At 36.9% G+C, this 17,195-nt stretch carries 17 protein-coding genes; 2 read left to right on the forward strand and 15 right to left on the reverse strand.

What is annotated here, in order from left to right:
• Positions 1–464: 464 nt before the first annotated feature.
• The 13 genes from LG336_RS15670 to LG336_RS15730 all read right to left on the reverse strand — a co-directional run bounded on the left by LG336_RS15670 (position 465) and on the right by LG336_RS15730 (position 13,264).
• The gene (locus LG336_RS15670) at positions 465–1,532 is read right to left on the reverse strand and encodes a ketopantoate reductase family protein (RefSeq protein ID WP_404328420.1); all 1,068 of its coding nucleotides are present in this window, start codon (positions 1,530–1,532) and stop codon (positions 465–467) included.
• Positions 1,533–1,952: 420 nt separating this feature from the next.
• Positions 1,953–2,213 carry an alpha/beta hydrolase fold domain-containing protein gene (locus LG336_RS15675; protein WP_404328421.1) on the reverse strand — a complete coding sequence of 87 codons (261 nt, stop codon included), beginning with the start codon at positions 2,211–2,213 and terminating at the stop codon, positions 1,953–1,955.
• 78 nt (positions 2,214–2,291) lie between these two features.
• On the reverse strand, positions 2,292–3,743 hold the full coding sequence (locus LG336_RS15680) for a M20 family metallopeptidase (RefSeq protein ID WP_404328422.1): 1,452 nt from the start codon (positions 3,741–3,743) through the stop codon (positions 2,292–2,294).
• A 60-nt stretch (positions 3,744–3,803) separates the two neighbouring features.
• Positions 3,804–4,673: an L-serine ammonia-lyase, iron-sulfur-dependent, subunit alpha gene (sdaAA, locus tag LG336_RS15685; RefSeq protein ID WP_404333186.1), complete on the reverse strand. Its 870-nt coding sequence runs from the start codon at positions 4,671–4,673 to the stop codon at positions 3,804–3,806.
• 24 nt (positions 4,674–4,697) lie between these two features.
• Positions 4,698–5,360: an L-serine ammonia-lyase, iron-sulfur-dependent subunit beta gene (gene sdaAB / locus LG336_RS15690; protein WP_404328423.1), complete on the reverse strand. Its 663-nt coding sequence runs from the start codon at positions 5,358–5,360 to the stop codon at positions 4,698–4,700.
• A gap of 44 nt (positions 5,361–5,404) precedes the next feature.
• Positions 5,405–5,857, reverse strand: coding sequence for a hypothetical protein (locus tag LG336_RS15695; protein WP_404328424.1), 453 nt, complete (start codon positions 5,855–5,857; stop codon positions 5,405–5,407).
• Between the two features lie 5 nt (positions 5,858–5,862).
• Positions 5,863–6,681 (reverse strand): DUF3100 domain-containing protein, encoded by an 819-nt coding sequence (locus LG336_RS15700; RefSeq protein WP_404328425.1) that lies wholly within the window; start codon positions 6,679–6,681, stop codon positions 5,863–5,865.
• 235 nt (positions 6,682–6,916) lie between these two features.
• Complete coding sequence (gene ltrA, locus LG336_RS15705) at positions 6,917–8,173, reverse strand: group II intron reverse transcriptase/maturase (RefSeq protein WP_404333086.1); 1,257 nt, start codon at positions 8,171–8,173, stop codon at positions 6,917–6,919.
• A gap of 641 nt (positions 8,174–8,814) precedes the next feature.
• Positions 8,815–10,110, reverse strand: a complete 1,296-nt coding sequence (locus LG336_RS15710; protein ID WP_404328426.1) for a hypothetical protein — start codon at positions 10,108–10,110, stop codon at positions 8,815–8,817.
• Between the two features lie 353 nt (positions 10,111–10,463).
• Complete coding sequence (locus tag LG336_RS15715) at positions 10,464–10,694, reverse strand: FAD-dependent oxidoreductase (protein WP_404333187.1); 231 nt, start codon at positions 10,692–10,694, stop codon at positions 10,464–10,466.
• An 8-nt stretch (positions 10,695–10,702) separates the two neighbouring features.
• The gene (locus tag LG336_RS15720; RefSeq protein WP_404328428.1) at positions 10,703–11,038 is read right to left on the reverse strand and encodes an SDR family NAD(P)-dependent oxidoreductase; all 336 of its coding nucleotides are present in this window, start codon (positions 11,036–11,038) and stop codon (positions 10,703–10,705) included.
• A 205-nt stretch (positions 11,039–11,243) separates the two neighbouring features.
• A complete protein-coding gene (locus LG336_RS15725; protein WP_404328429.1) occupies positions 11,244–12,068 on the reverse strand; it encodes a hypothetical protein in 825 nt (274 codons plus the stop codon).
• A 587-nt stretch (positions 12,069–12,655) separates the two neighbouring features.
• On the reverse strand, positions 12,656–13,264 hold the full coding sequence (locus tag LG336_RS15730; protein ID WP_404328430.1) for an FMN-binding negative transcriptional regulator: 609 nt from the start codon (positions 13,262–13,264) through the stop codon (positions 12,656–12,658).
• 145 nt (positions 13,265–13,409) lie between these two features.
• On the opposite strand from LG336_RS15730, the gene LG336_RS15735 reads away from it, so the two are divergent.
• Positions 13,410–14,789 carry a PLP-dependent aminotransferase family protein gene (locus LG336_RS15735; protein WP_404328431.1) on the forward strand — a complete coding sequence of 460 codons (1,380 nt, stop codon included), beginning with the start codon at positions 13,410–13,412 and terminating at the stop codon, positions 14,787–14,789.
• 220 nt (positions 14,790–15,009) lie between these two features.
• Here LG336_RS15735 and LG336_RS15740 read toward each other — a convergent pair whose 3' ends face one another.
• A complete protein-coding gene (locus LG336_RS15740) occupies positions 15,010–15,516 on the reverse strand; it encodes a CBO0543 family protein (protein ID WP_404328432.1) in 507 nt (168 codons plus the stop codon).
• A gap of 409 nt (positions 15,517–15,925) precedes the next feature.
• Entirely contained in the window at positions 15,926–16,300 is a 375-nt protein-coding gene (locus LG336_RS15745; RefSeq protein WP_404328433.1) for a hypothetical protein, read from the reverse strand.
• Between the two features lie 161 nt (positions 16,301–16,461).
• Here LG336_RS15745 and LG336_RS15750 point away from each other — a divergent pair, with 161 nt between their 5' ends.
• Complete coding sequence (locus LG336_RS15750) at positions 16,462–17,013, forward strand: CBO0543 family protein (RefSeq protein ID WP_404328434.1); 552 nt, start codon at positions 16,462–16,464, stop codon at positions 17,011–17,013.
• The last annotated feature ends 182 nt before the right edge of the window (positions 17,014–17,195 follow it).

Below are 17,195 nucleotides of genomic sequence, written 5' to 3' on the forward strand. Positions count from 1 at the left end.
TCTAAACATACCCAAAATCGGACACACTCTAGAAGATTCTATGATCATACAAATGCTTATTCAAATTCCTTTATTAGCTTTTGCAGGATACATTCTTGGAATCGGAGTTAGAAAACATACGTCGGCTTTTTTATCCATATTCAACAGTCATGGAGAGTCTGTTGTTTCATTTTTCCTATTACATTCTTCGCGATAAGTTCCCTTGTGTGATTTTCCATGATACCTATACTTTCAAACGGAATCTACTAAACGAATTATAATTTTGTTATGTAACTAAATTGTGCATTTCGCAATCATTAGTCAATATTCGGTTGTAGATATGAGATGAATACACAATGCATGAACCTATCCACATACATTGGAAAACTCGGATAAAAAAGGACCTTCATGGAACATTTTCTTTTTTTATATGAGAAGAAATTGACCTCATTATGTCAATAATATTTAAATTTGCTTGAATTTGGCTATTTATTGAGGTTTTGTAATGGATTGAAGGATGGCAGTCGAACCTCCACCAACTCTTCAAAAAATTTCATATTTGTTTCAAAATTAGGTAGAGTTAGTGAGTCTTCCGCCCCTTTGACCAATTTAACAATTTTCTCGTTAAAAGGGGTTGAAATTCCTTTCCCTTCAGCTAACCTTGGTATCACTCCATTAATATAATCAATTTCTGTTTTACGCTTCTTTTCTAAATCTTGTAGCATACTTGCCTTTAACAACCGAGAAGCTTTTAGCATGAAGCGAAATGTTTCAATTCGTTCAGGAATTTCTGTTTCACTACGAATTTCCAAGCTGTCGATATCAAATCTACCCATTTGAGCAAACTTTACTCCATTTGCATGTCCAACCTTAATGGTTTCGTCCGCGATATGAACCGCACTAATCATCCCTATCTCATGATCAAGTACATCGCCATAGGTTGCATTCAGTGCGGCCGACAAGCCGCTAAAAGCATTGTTCACCAGTAATTTTGACCATTTTGTTCCAATGAGGTTATCGGAGATATGGGTACCGCCTGCAATGTCCAAAATCGCTTTGATTTGTTCTATTCTTTTTGTTCTTTCCCCATTAAATTCTCCAATTTGAAAAGCATATTTCTTAAACTTAGGATACTCGGTCGTTAAGCTAGATACCCCCGGTTCCATATAGGTAGCACCAAATTCGACCGCCCCAGCAATGACTCGTTCCCGGCCAACAATGGTAGCTACTTGCTGTTCCGGTATCCCATTTTGCAAGGAACAAACTACACTTTGCTCTCCTAAAAAAGGCAGCAAACCCTTAAGGATGGAATCATTATGTAACTGTTTCGTTAACAGTAAGACCAGATCGTAAATACCTGACATCTTTTCTGGTGTGATGGCTTTTACTTTTGCTTGAAACTCCGTTGTTCCCGTAATTTGTGCTCCTGAAGAATTCAAAGCGTCAACATGCGCTTTATTCGTATCAATCAACTCGACATTTTTTCCAGCAGCTGCAATATAAGCACCGACAATCGTTCCAATTGAACCTGCACCTAAAATGGCTATTCTCATTTTGAACACATCCCCTTTTCCCTTCTAAATGAAACACGCTTTTCTTTGTTTACCACTACCTATTATAAGAATATTATAATAATTCATTATACCATTGATCATCCACTCTGTAATCTCTTCAAGTACTCCCTAAATGCCATCTAAAAAACATTATTAAGTAATAATAAGGAAATTTTCCCAAATAATTAAAAACGCTTATTCATTTTATCGACATAGGAACTGCTCTTTGGTAGGACAGTCTCGGTTGCATTTGGCTATAAAAAACAGAGTAGACCTCTGCTTGGGCTACTCTGTAAACAATTCATTATTTAGTGCAGTTATACATGATTTTATAAATAAATGTGTCCGCAATACTAGTTTAAGTTAGCCTATTAGGTTCCCAAACTATCTTTACAGTTTTAACGTTATTAAAAGCGCGCTTTAAGGCATAAGCAGCCTGATTGAAAGCGTTTTGCCCCTCAACCAGCACCCCTGGCATCCAGGAAATCCATGGATCATCGTATCATAGCGGATTGCTTCAACTGGTACACCAGCTATTTTTATCCGTTCTACATAGGCCTCTCCCTCATCACGAAGCGGGTTAAAGCCTGACGTAATCACTAGCGCTGGCAAAAGTCCATCTAAGTCCTTTGCCAATAAAGGCGAAGCATACGGATTTAGTTTGTCTTGTTCATCACACACAGAAAATACTTCGAGAACTTACCATTGTATTCTTTGTTCAAAAGTATCTTACAATTTACAATACTACCAGATTCCCTTTTAATTCATCGCTTGTAAAGAGGTTTTAGATTTTGATCGTTTCGGTGGATTAACTTCTTCGGGTACGAGACATTGATAAGTTTCTCCATCCAATCTTTCGATGAGCTCTTTTTTGGCTTCCACCACTAATTCTGGATTTAAAAGGACCTCAACTGCTGTACACGCCATCGTTTTCGCTGCAAGAAGCATGGCTTTGTGGGCATAGGTCGTCTTTCCCTGGGTTACCGCTTGCCAGGTATGGAATGGTGTTGAAAATGCCCATGTAGATGTAACACATTGTGCCGTTGGAATGTTCCAGCTAACGTCAGCGACATCGGTGGACCCAGCCATAAATGAAAGGTTTTCTGAATAAGGTAAAATAAAATCTGCAATCGGTTTCGCTTCCAATCTTGCGGATAAAGGTTTCCCTACTTGTTTTTTTGCAGTGATTTTATCTTCTTGTGATGTTGATTGATAAATTTCTCTTGCAAACTCGACTTCTTCACTTGTAACCTCGGGGAAACCCAGGATATCCATATGTTTATGCATCACTTTTTCTAACGTAGCATTTGGGATTAAATTAGCACAAGCCCCTTCAATTCTATATTCCATTTTTGTTTCTGACATCAGTGCAGCGCCTTTTGCAATGTTGATGACGCGTTCAAACAATTCTTTTACTTGGGTTGGGTGCGGAGCACGAATTAAATATGTCACCTCTGCTTCGGGCTGTACGACATTAGGTGCTATTCCCCCTGTGTTTGTAACCGCATAATGTACCCTAGCTTCATCGATCATATGCTCTCGCATATAATTTACACCGATGTTCATCAGTTCAACTGCATCTAATGCGCTTCTTCCAAGATGTGGAGAGGCTGCCGCATGAGAGCTACGACCTGTAAATGAAAAGTGGCCATGGATAACAGCATTTGATGATGTATGCGTAACAGCATTCATTGTTGACGGATGCCATGAAAATGCGGTATCTACATCTGTAAACAGGCCTGACTTAGCCATAAACGTTTTCCCATATCCGCTTTCTTCAGCAGGACAGCCATAAAAACGAATGGTTCCAGGAAGCTGATGATCCTCCATATAATCCTTTATAGCAATGGCTGCTGCCAAGGAGCCACTACCTAATAAATTATGCCCGCAACCATGTCCACTTCCTCTCAGATTAATAGGTTGAAAGCTGTCAACTCCTGCCACCTGACTAAGTCCCGCCAACGCATCGTATTCACCCAGAAAAGCAATAATTGGTTTACCTTGACCAAAGCTTCCGATAAAACCAGTTTCAAGACCCGCTACTTCCTTATCAACGGTGAAGCCTTCTTGTTCAAGAGTTTGAATCAGTAACTCTGCCGATTGAAATTCCTCAAAGCGAGTCTCCGCAAACTCCCATATTTTGTCACTCACTTGAATAATCTTATCCTTTTTACTTTCTATTAAAAAAGAAATTTCCTCTGTTATATTCACAATCTCTCACTCTCCGTTCATTTGTTTTGTTCTACTACTATTTTGTACAGTATCAATAAATCATCCGAAGATCATTTTTTCTAACCCTTTTCCAGTCGGCGTTGCTGCAAGACCTCCGAGAGCCGTTTCCTTATGTGCAATGGGCATGGATTGGCCTACTAGATACATGGCTTGTATGACTTCATCACATGGGATTCGACTTTGTATGCCTGCCAAGGCCATATCAGCTGCAACCATAGCATTTGCTGCTCCCATTGCATTCCGTTTGACACATGGTACCTCTACTAGACCGGCAACAGGGTCACAAATAAGTCCCAGCATATTTTTCAAAGCAATCGCCATGGCATGAGCGGATTGTTCAGGTTCCCCTCCCATTAATTCTACAATTGCTGCTGCAGCCATCCCCGTAGAGGTTCCGACCTCCGCTTGGCATCCCCCAGCCGCCCCCGAGATAGAAGCATTATTTGCGACGACAAAACCAAAAGCTCCAGCGGCAAACAAATAGTTTATTTTTTGTTCTTCAGTTATATCCATTTTCTTTGCTAGAGCAAAGAGAGTCCCTGGAACGACTCCAGCTGAGCCTGCAGTAGGTGTAGCACAAATTGTCCCCATTGCCGCATTCACTTCATTTGTGGCAACCGCTTTGCTCACAGCATCCAAAAGGAGATCCCCAGATAAACCTTTACCATTCTGAATATAGTTTTGGAGTAAAATGGCATCTCCACCCGTTAATCCTGAATGGGACCGAACATTTTGGGTTATCCCACGTTCAACAGCTGCTTCCATTACTTGAAGGTTTCGTTTCATAACGTTGATGATATCTTCCCTTTTTTTCTCGCGAACTTCCATTTCTTGGGTTATCATTACCTCAGAAATAGCCATTTGTTTATGCTCTGCTAATTTTATTAATTCAGAAACATTTCGAAACACCATTAGTTCCCCCACTTAAATTGTTTAATCATTAATTTTCGTCACTTGTAAAATGTTCGGAACCTTTGCTACCTCATCCATTAAATCCTTCCTTATATTTTGATCAACCTCAATGGTCATCAATGCTTTTTTCCCTTTTTCTTTTCTAGAAACTTTCATTTGAGCGATGTTTATTTCATTTCTTGCTAAAATTTCTGAAACACCTGCAATGGCACCAAAACGATCATTGTGCACGATGAGGAGAGAAGGACCATTTCCCGAAAGCTCTAATTGAAATCCATCCAATTCAATAATCTCAACCTTGCCTCCCCCAATTGAAATCCCAACTAGTTCCAGTCTGTTTTCTTCGTCCCCCATCCTAATTTTCACGGTGTTGGGATGTTCTGGAACAGCCTCTTCTTCAAAGAAAGATACAATTATTCCTTTTTTTTCAGCCATAACAAGTGCCTCTACAATGCGCTGGTCAAATGTGTCATAGTCTAAAATCCCACCTATTAGAGCGACGTCTGTCCCATGGCCCTTATAGGTTTTTGCAAACGATCCATATAACAAAATTTCTACCCATTCTGGTTCTCTGCCAAATATAGATCTTGCAATCCTACCAATTCTTGCTGCCCCTGCCGTGTGAGAACTAGAGGGTCCAATCATAATAGGACCAATTATGTCAAACACACTTCGATACTTCATCATCATCACTCCGGTTAAACCATAACTTTTAATTTTTGAATCTGTTAAATTAACCCTTGAATCCTTAAGACAACCTCAGCAACTATTGCTGAGCCAATAAAAGTTCCAAATAAAACACAAAAGCCGACAACCACCATCTTCCAGCCTAACTTCGTAAAGTCAGCCCAACTGCGACCAATTCCAACACCTGCAAAAGCCAAGGTTACTGTAGTAATGGCAAGAAAATTGATCGCTTCAGTTGATCCTATTACAAACTCTGCCCATGGTAATCCAGGGATTGAAGCTATTACACCTAATATTGCAATATAGAGAATACTTGGGATTTTTACAGGCAGGAGTTTCTCAAGAATAAAACCTGATAGACATAGTAAAATAATGACGATCATTCCAGGAACGGCATCTAACGCTACCACACTATACCCCACCCAGTTCCCAAATATAATGACTATTCCGACAATAACAAACACACATAACCATTCCTGTATATTTCGTAACATCCGGTTTAACCCTCCACATCCAATTTCGACTTAACCTTTTTCTCTTTTCCATTTACTAACATGGAATAAAGCTTTTCCGTCAATGGTAGTGCTACAAAAATCGTAAAATACAATCCAATCATTGAAGAAATTAGATTACTCATTCCAGCGAGAGCAATAATATCACTTTCAAGTTTTGGATATAAGCCTATTAAAGACCCGCTCGCAGCAGACATCATACTCCCACTCCCGACCCCTGAAGCCATAGCTAACGACAATGGATGGAGAGGAGTCACTGAAGCTAAAAATCCTGATACGATACCTAAGAAAACAGCCCCAAAAACCGTCCCGAATATGTACATCGCCATAACGCCACGTGCTTCAGGCGAGTTAAAACCAAACTTCTCTGTCATTAACGCTACATTCCCCTCACGTCCAATTGAATGGGTCATGCCTACTGCTTCACGTTTTAATCCTAAAAATACTGCGATTGGAAGCGCGATAAGGATGGTTCCTAAATTCCCAATCTCCTGAAGAACTAATGCCGGACCGATATCAACAAGTAGGCTCAGTGCCGGTCCCATAGTGACTGAGAGTTTAGCAGCCAATAAACTAATCGATATAAAAACTAGTGACTCTGCATTTTTAGCCTGTTTCTCTTTGATTAACGGACTAAAAAATGAACCTAGTCCAAATAAAAAGGCAAAAAGCATAGGTAAAAGTAAAATGACTCCTATTCCAATCGAGATCTCTCTAGAACCAATCCATTCCGCTAACATAACGATAAATAAAATAATTAAATATAAACGCCAGTCTCTCCAAAGTTTCCCAATACCATCAGACACCCTTATCCCCCCATATAGTTTTTTTTAAGACAGTGTAGTACAACTATCTTTTAAGGAAACATTTAGGATAATTTCCTTAATTAATAGTTTACAGTGGATTTATGCCCTTTGCAATACTCCTCTGAAAATTTTAAATAGTATTTTCTCTTTTTTCTTTACAAATCGAGTAGGAGGGGGTGACTAACCCCCGACCTCTCACACCACCGTACGTACCGTTCGGTATACGGCGGTTCACTTAAGTATGACGTAAGTAATTGTATCTATTTACTAGACTTTTCAGCTTATGTTTTCGCCAAAATTCTAAATTAAGCGTTGTGTTTAAAATAGGACTATTAGAAATGCGCCAGTATTTCTTACGTGAATTTCCCCATTCAAAGGCTTTTTCTTTTGGAACTCCTAAAGAAATGAGCCTTTTTACTTTGGTTTTAGGTAGTTTCCATTGTTTCCACAGGCACATCCGAAGTCTTCTTCGAATTGTTTCATCTAGTTGTTTAAAGGGAGTTGGCGTATCGGCCAACGCAAAATATCCGCACCAACCTACAAGGTATTCATTTAATTTCTCAATGCGTAATTCTATTGAGATGGATTTCGACCTTGATGTCAGTTCTTTTATTTTATTTTTAGCTCTCTTTATACTCTCTTTTGCGATACGGATTTTAGGATTCCGGTGTGATGTGAAGCTAAATCCAAGAAACTTTCGTTTCCACGGTCGTTCTACTGCACTTTTCCCCTCATTCACTTTTAGCTTGAGTTTCTTCTCAATGAAGGCAGTTATAGAGCTTTTAACACGTAAACCTGCTTTCTTGGTTTTAACGTAGATATTACAGTCATCTGCGTAACGGACAAATTTATGTCCCCTTCTCTCTAGTTCCTTGTCGAGTTCATCTAGCATAATATTGGACAATAGTGGACTAAGTGGTCCACCTTGAGGAACTCCTTCTTCACTGATAATCTCCACTCCGTTTATCATAATTCCCGATTCTAAGTATTTTCTAATTAACTTTAGAAGCGTCTTATCTTTAACTCTTTTCGCCAAGAGTCCCATAAGCATATCGTGATTTACTTTGTCGAAGAACTTTTCTAAATCCATATCTATTACCCATCTATAGCCCTCTTCTATATATGTCCTTGCTTTCCTAACAGCGTCATGTGCTCTTCTTCTAGGTCTGAACCCGTAGCTATTTTCGGAAAAGGATGGGTCATAGATTGGGGTTAATATTTGGGCTATCGCTTGTTGAATCAAACGATCTGTCACGGTAGGAATTCCTAATAAACGTATGCCGCCATTCGGTTTCGGGATTTCGACACGTCTGACTGGCATAGGCTCATAAGTTCCAGTCTCTATTGAATTTCGGATTTCTTGCCAGTTTTGTAGAAGATGCGCTCGTAGGGATTTTACAGGCATTTCATCTACACCGTGGCTACCCTTATTCTTTTCGACTCGTTTTAATGCCGAAAGTAGATTTTCCCGCGACAGTAGTCGTTCCATCATTCCGATACAATCCTTTCTCGTGAATATACGTTCTGATTGTGCCACTGCTTATTCCACCCTCTTAAAGTCCCCAGTGGAATTCACCACGTCCTCCTTCAAGTAAGTCCATTAATGGATTGTCTGTATCATCATAACCAGTGAACGCCTAGTGTATATTCTTCCTAAATGTTCAGTCCTTCCTTAACTATCTATAGCTAGTCAAGTACTATGACCTCTGCTGACTTCTGACTGCTCAGCTACTCTTCTCAGAGTAGTTTACCGAGTGTGCTCGGCTTTCCAGCCAGACCTCCCCAGGTAAGAGTACAGTCTTTCCCTCCATCTATCTGCTCCATTTACTCTGTATCACCTTCGGCAGAAAGGACTTTGTTTTGTTTAGCAAACTCATCCAATGATACCTAGCCTTATATGAAGTTCGTGTTCCTCAGACCGGAGGTTTGCCGCTCGCTTCCTTCAGATTCCGCGTCACCACGGACACCCTTGCGTTAAGCTACTGCTACTTCTGCCTTCACAGTTCGGGACTTGCACCCTATAGACTGGACCCATGCTGGGCGCACTAAAAAACCGTAACCCAATTGATAATTGAATTACGGTTTTAAAAAATGATAAATGACTCGTTTTACCTTGAAGAAGGATTGCTTATCTTAATTCAATTGGTAAATTTTTGATGGTCTACCTCGAGACTGTGACTGTTCCCCTATACATTTAATTAGCTCGGCTTCATGAAGATCCATTACAATTCTACGTGCATTTCGTTCCGTCATATTCATTTGTAAAGCTATATCTTTAGCTGTAAAGGATGTCCATCCCATTCTTTGGATTTGTGCAATAAGTTTATTATAAGTTTTCACACTCACATTTACTGTTTTCAACTTGGTTATCAAGGATTCATCAACTGTTCGAACAGAGTATTTTAGTTCTTCATTCTTTTCTTCCAATTCAATTGCTTCCCCATCGTCTTGGATCATTATTAACTTCTTAGATTTGCTTTCTTTTGATTGGCGTATGGCTTTATACGCATTCTCTTCCGCAGAATAAACCGTTTTCCCAAAACCAATTCCTGCCGCTACTTTATTAGATGCTTCCAATGCCAAATGATAGACTGTTTCTCTTAATGCTGGCAGTTCACGTTCAATTTCACCACGAGTATTAAAGATCATATACCTGCCATGTCCTTTTTCAATTACTGTTCCCTTTACTTTTTCGCAAAGATTAATAATAATTTCTCTTAGTTTAAGTTCAAGATATTGTAGTCGATAGGGCGTATTATTATTAGCAGTTAACGCATCAAAATCTTCCACTTCAATAATAACCACACTAATTTGAGTTTCCTTGAAGTAGGACGCTTTTACCTTCTCTGTAATGATTTTAAGCGTTTCACGAATTTGCATATGGGTTGGTGTCATCCATGCTGCCGGAACTCCAGCATCCCTAAGTTGATCACAAACGGATGGCAAGCAAGTAAGGACCCCCTCCGTTTTTCCCTTTTGCCACAAATCAATATGATAGTGAAATAGCTCCTCTGGCTTAAAATCTGGCTGAAAAACCTTAACGAAACATTCATCTAGATCGACATTGGCCTGTTGCAATCCTGCATTTAAATCACTTTTATCCCTAATTATGTCTACACTCATTCTCTTAACAATAGTCCCTTTTTGATAATTTAATTCCAGGAATGCTTTATAGAAAGCGGAATCGGTAACTGATATATAGATAGTTTCCTTTTTAATTTTTCCATTGGCATGTGCTACTTCATATGGGACAACACCGGAAAAAAGCCAGGCGTCTATGTGAAACTCATGATTTTCTACAATTTCTTCGATTTCATAAATTTCTGTATAAGGAAAAGGGAGGAATTTCACCTGTTCTTCGTAATACTCTGTATGACTTACTATCCGATTCACAGATGCGTTCGGACCAATGACCCCTATTTTAAACATGGTTATACCACCTTCTTATGTGCACATCATTTTATACTTTAGTATACTACCCTCACATGAATTTTGCAGATTTGTAAGTAATCCATTTCCTCTATATTACCGATACTAAGATTATCTCATAATTTTGATTGAGTGTGATTCGAAGGAACAATGATAGTTAAATTAATAGACTCCATTTTACTTTGATAATCATCTTTACGACCCATCTTAAGAATTCCCTCCATTAAAAAACCTGTATAGTATAAAATTCTACACAGGTTTTCAAAATTCCTATTGGATTGGTCAACTGCCCCCAAAGCGCCTTTTTTTAGGCCACTTTGGGTCTTTTTACTCTAAAGGCTAGTTCTAACCCTTTAAATGGCTGAGTCAGCTACCTTCTTAAACCTTTCCAGTGAGAACGGATTCAAATCAAATTTCGTTTTCCCTTCAGTGATGAGTTGGCAAAGAATTTCCCCAACTACACTGCTAAACTTGAATCCATGGCCGGAAAATCCGCAGGCTAGGTAGATATTTTGATGTTCTGGATGTTGGTCGATGATGAAATCGCCGTCCGGAGAGTTGGTGTAGGTACATGTTTTCCCAATTCTATGTTCTAAATTAGCTGAGAAATATTGTGCCGCAAACTTTCACCGGATGACGTTAAGCGCCCGGATGGGATCCCCTGTTTCACATTGTTTAACTGAACTTCAAAAGATAACTGGTTTCTTTGGGCCTGAGACGATATAAGGGATTCGGCCATATCGGTTTCCACAAACCCTGGACAAACCGCATTCACGCGTATTTGGTGTTGAATCGCCTCAACGGCCATACATTGTGTCCAACCAATTAACGCAAACTTACTAGCTGTGTAGGCACTGTTTCCATAAACGCCTCTTAACCCTGAAAGTGAAGCTACGTTTACGATGTTTCCTTGTTTCTTATCAATCATGTGCCGATACACTAACTTGGTTAAGCTGAAGATAGATTTTATGGTTTTCCGCAAACACACATGATTATTGGATATCCTATTTCTTGAACAATATCTTTGTACTGCGCACCAAAAGGTCCTGTTATTAATGATAGATTCTGTTCAATTGCCCTTTAATTTAAGTATATTATTTCACAAGCTTTTAATAAGGAGTCTTAACTAGTAATTAATTCCCTTTTTGTAATATATATAATGCCAAATGAGAAATAAATCTCACAGGAAAAACATATACCCAGTAGTTACCTTTCACTTTTAAATAATTTAATTTTATTAAAAACGAGTCCATAATTAAAATAAGTAGGAAGGGGATGATCTTTAATCTTTTGTTCTTTTGCTCTGAGAAATACATTGTTAATAATGTTTCAAAAGTTAGATAAACTTTGATAAAAGAGTAGTGATGATACCAAGGTTGTGTTGTAAATCTAAAAGGCTTGAATCTGAACTTTTTTCTTATGGAAAGTAAAAATAACAAATTCATATAAAATACATGAAAGGTATTGTATTGAGACATTTTTAAAATTAAATTGTTCCCATTCTTCACACCCTTAAACCAAGCATCACTTATAAAAAAATAAGTAAAAATTGAGAACATAGTATAAATAGAATGCCACCATCTATTATTAAAAATATTTAATTTTATAAATAACCTTTCAATAAAAGTAAAATACAATGTAAATAAGAATTTAATTTTCCAGCCTAATTGAAAAGAAGAAATTAATATTGCAACCGTCGGAACAAATAAGGCTTGGGACAAAACAGATCCAAACGAGTTATCCTGTTCTCTATTTTTAAGTAGATTCGTTTTATATTTATATGCTTTTAAAATATATAGGGGATATTCAAAATAAAAGGCTAATCCCACTATAGACAAAAATGTAAAGAAAATCGTTTTTCTGTCTTTCTTTTTATAAACAACATAAAGTAGAAGAAGGATATGGACAAAACTGAGTAACATATAATATTTAGAATTATGATTTTTCTTCATATTCATAAATTCTCTTTCTCCTGTGCGTTAATTTCTACTTTATTATCTTTCTAAAATGTATAATAATACACATTAATTTATAACTGAATATCCTGCTAACCTACATAGGTTAGATTAAATACATCCTTTCACAAAGGCTTCTAAAAATGAAGGCTTTTATTGCGTAGTAAGAGTACTACGTAATACATGAGTTAACCTAGCCGTCTTGCAAAAGAGTGATCTTGTTAAAAATCAATTAAATTTTTCTGCTATATTAATTCCAAAGATATGGTTTTATATCTCAGTGAAAGTTTTCGATAGTTCAGAGCTAATGTCTATAATTATAAAGTTACAGCAAACGGAAGCCCTACATCACCAATTAGTGGGATTAGCTTTTGCATATTACGATAAAAAGGTGCCAGGCACCGTCCAAATTTCCGGAAGGTACCTGGCACTTTCTACTTTTCTTTACAAAAGGTTTCTCGAGCTTTTTTGATTTCTTAATTAAAGTCATTATTCCTAAAAAAAACTAAGTAAGCTGCACCTAAATATTTAACTATTTCAAAAGCCAGTGCAAAAGTCATTAGAATAGCAGAAAGCCCAAGCTCTCTAACCTATTTAAGGTTATTTTTCATGAGAGATGCTATTTGTATATTGTTTTGTTCAGAAGAGTTTTCAAGCTGTTTTATCACTAACTGTTGTCGTTGGACTGGATGATTTTGACTTAATTTAGCTTTCGCTTCAATTTTTGTTATTTTTATTTTAAATGCTACAATCCCTTTATTCATTCCTTCGATAAAATTGGGGTCTACATCACTTAAATTGTACGGACTATCCGAGCTTTCATATTTTTTTACCATGTCATTTAAAGAATCGAATATGACTTTCTGATCCTCGAGAATCTCCATCTTTCCATATAAATGGATAGACACATAATTCCAAGTTGGGACTGCCATCGTTGTTTCATACCAAGATGGAGATATATAACAGTGAGGGCCTTGGAAAACCACAAGAACTTGTTGGCTTTCTATATCCTTCCATTGTCCGTTCGGGCGGGCAAAATGACCATATAAAGCACTTTCATCTATATTTAATGTGAGTGGAAGATGGGTAGCGTATGGTTCTCCATTGTGCTGAGAAAATAGAGTAGCAAAGCTGTACTTTTCGATAAAATCATAGATTATTACTTCATCCTTGAGTTGAAAATGTTTTGGTATATACACAATTTAGATCCTCCTTCATAAAGCCTTTGTAATGTGGCCATCTGAAATTTTAAAATTTAGAATTTATATGAGTTATTCTATGCTGCAAACTGACATTACAAAAGGTACAATTATTAATAAATGAATATGTCAGAGGTGATGACAAATGAAAAATGCCATTTTTGCATTTAAGGATGACTCGCCCAAATACAAACAAATCTATGAGCAGTTTAAATTATATATAGAGAGTGGCGACGTACCGGCTGGTGACCCACTGCCTTCCATTCGCCAACTTGCAGACTCCCTTCAAGTAAGTCGCAATACGACTTTAATGGCTTATGAGCAGCTTGTAGCTGAAGGTTATATCCGTGGAGAAGGTCGAAAAGGGTATTTTGTAAATGAATTGGACCCACTTTTATTTCAAAATGCCTCAGTTCTTCCTCATAAAAAGCAACCAAAATCTGTGACACTAACCAAAATTGACTTCCGAGCAGGAGCCGTAGATCAAACCAATTTTCCTCTGAAAATTTGGAGAAGAATAGCAAACCGAGTATTAACACTACAGGAGAGTTATCAATATGGGGAACCCTTTGGTGAACTGTGCTTGCGTGAACAAATCGCTACCTATTTATTCCAATCCCGTGGAGTAAAAACAGATCCACATGCCATTATCATAGGCAGTAGTACCCAACAAATGTTGATTTATCTAGGACAAGTTCTGAAGGATAATTTCACTAGCATTATTGTAGAGGACCCAGGCTATGATGGAGCAAGAGAAGCTTTTCAATTTCATTGTTTCAAGCTTGAAACTATACCAGTTTATGAATCAGGTACTGATTTTTCAAAATTAGAACAAATGACTTCAAGGTTAATCTATGTAACACCCTCCCATCAAAGTCCAATCGGAGTAAATATGTCGATCCAACAAAGGCAAATGCTCATTCATTGGGCTAACAAGAAGGATGGTTTTATTATCGAGGATGATTATGATAGTGAATTTCGCTATACGCAACAACCATTTCCAGCACTTGCTTCGATTGATTCAACAAGAGTCATTTACATAGGGAATTTCTCAAAGTCCTTTCTTCCAGGAATCCGTTTAAGTTATATGGTATTGCCACAGAAACTTTTAAACCGTTATAAAAAACAATTTCTTCATTTCGAGAGTACCACTTCCCTTCTTAGCCAGCTTACAATGGCTAGATTTATGGAAGAGGGAGAATGGATTCGCCATATTAACCGAATGCGTCTTGTTTATAAGCGAAAAATGCAATGCTTAGTTTCAGAATTAAAAAAACAATTCAAACAAAATATATCTATTATTGGCGAGCAATCTGGTTTGTATTTATTAGTTAAGATCCATCTAAAACGTTCAGAGGAATGGCTAATTGAACGCGCTTCCTATTTTGGTGTTAAGGTGTATCCTACCTCCATTTATTCCATAAAAAATCATTCTGATGATCCAATTATTAAACTTGGGTTCAGTAATCTTACATGTGAGGAAATCCAGTTAGGTGTAAATCTTTTAAAAGAGGCTTGGTTATAGGGGTTATTATATCCCTCAATCTGCAAAGGAACGGTGGGGCAAAGCCTAGAGGATGAATATCTAATAAAAGGGCTGTTAATTTCAGCCAGCCCTTTTTCTATATATTTATACAACATGATTTTATTATTTCTTTTGGTTTATTAAACTAAACTACCAGTTAGTCGAACAAGAAAAGCCTTACTCCTTCTTGAAGTAAAGCTATCTGATAGTTCAACAAGCATCATTTCATGAACTTAAAAGGAACATCAAAAGAAGATATTAAGAAGATGATGATAAATAAAGAAATGATATAAGCTCTGAATGGTTTATATTGATGCAGTGCAATTACTGAAAACATGACAATATCAAATAAAAAAGAATACCAAATTTCCCATCCATTCTGATAGGAGATTCTTCCGAATACATACAATATCCATTCAACAGAAATGTAAATTCCAGACCAAAGCAATATGTAATTAAGTCGTTGAAACCATCTTTCAGGAAAATGGGAAAGAAATAAAAAGATACTAATAGGCATTGTAATTACAGCATAAACAATCACGACCATTTCCTGTCCATAAAGAAAATCAGGATGGAACTTCCATAAAGTATTTCCTTTTACTATATATTCGTAAAGCAAACCGCCCGTAGCAATAAAAAACATACTGGCATGGTATTCTCTCCAGTTTTTCCAGTTTCCCCACTTAAAGGAAGCCATAATAGTTAGAACCGCAATAGCGACGTGCATTAAACACAACCCTTTCGAGTGTCTTAATAACAGTTTTCACTTTTAACTTTAAAATAATGTAAAGACATCAAACTGTTTAATTTTGATAAGCCAGTTGGCGGTGAACACTGCATCTTTATTGCCCTATTTTGCTTCTTTAATCCACAAGGAAAAGCGAATACCTTTGCTCTAGCATTCGCTATCCGTTAGTTGAGTAACTTTAACTTCATTTATCAAGTACACCGTTATATCCTTTCACTTTTTCACCCAAATACTGTACCGCATACAATATATAGGCTTTGTAATGTATATAGATAAAGAATTGAAAATAGTTTAACCTTTTAAGACGAACAATTTTAATTTTTTTTAAGAAAGGAATGAAGAGAAAAGCAAAAAATCCATTTGCTATCGCATTAATCAATACAAATTTTTAAAAGTTTCCATATGAAAATTTAAGGAGCCACAAAGACATAGGGAAATAAGGACCAATATCAAAAGGAAGTTCATCCCTTATAAAAGAATTTGGCTTATCGTAAAATTCCCACCAATTCCTCTTACGTCCATACAAATGATTTATAATTTCAAAAATAGCTATAAAAAAACCCGCAAAAGAATAACGTTTGATACTACGCTTACCTAAAAATAACAACGATAACCAGGGTATCAGTATTAAAAATAAATTTAATACTTTGTGCCTCTTTGAAGCCATTTTTTGAATCTCACCTCTCCCCGAATTTGTTCCATTATTTTTTAATGTATCCAAATATTTTTTAAAAAAACTACTTATTAAAGCAGTCTCAGACAAATTCAACACCCTTGACATATGAATTTCTTTTGGACTAAAATCCTTCGTTAGTCTAATAAGAAAAGAGCCGGACAATTATATTCGCTGTCAAGTAGTTACTGAATAATAAATCTTCATATTGCATATTCTATCAGCAATATATATACTGTGGGGTTCAAAACATGGATCAAGATGTAGTGAAAATTATTGATGAAAACGTCAATCAAATCGAAGGGCTTATTCAACAAAAAGTTGAAATATGGCAGGAACATGTGGTTTTTTCACCACTATGGTGGATGGGAGTCGGTTTATCCATAATTCCATGGATTATCTGGTACGTTTATCATAAGAAAGATAGCACAGACCGTCTTCTCTATTCTGGATATGCAGTAATGATAATGGCACTTATTCTCGATGTACTTGGCGATCAATTGGCTTTATGGCATTATAGATACAATGTTTTACCAATACTACCAACTTATTTACCTTGGGACTTAACTTTAATGCCTGTAGCGATTATGTTTTTATTGCAAATTAAACCTAATGTTAATCCATTAATAAAAGCGGTTCTTTTTGCCCTAATTACTTCATATTTAGCAGAACCTTTTTTTGTATGGTTGGAAGTTTATCAGCCTGTGCACTGGCATTATACATATTCGGTTCCGTTTCAAATAATTATTTACTTGATTGCCCATTATGTAAGTAAGAGGAATGATTTTTCAGAGATACACTAAAACCATATTTATTCTAAGCTAGGGAGAAAATTCCTAGCTTTTTTATTTGGCAATTTGGTTCAAATCCTTCATAAGGATCAGTAAAATTAGGATCAGTAAAATTTTCAGCTTTCTTATTCAACTGCCTCGTTAGATTAAGTACATTCTTTCACAAAGTCTTTATAAGTGAATACTCTTGGTGC

The organism is Mesobacillus maritimus, assembly GCF_044803185.1.
GTDB classification, from domain to species: domain Bacteria; phylum Bacillota; class Bacilli; order Bacillales; family Cytobacillaceae; genus Mesobacillus_B; species Mesobacillus_B maritimus_B.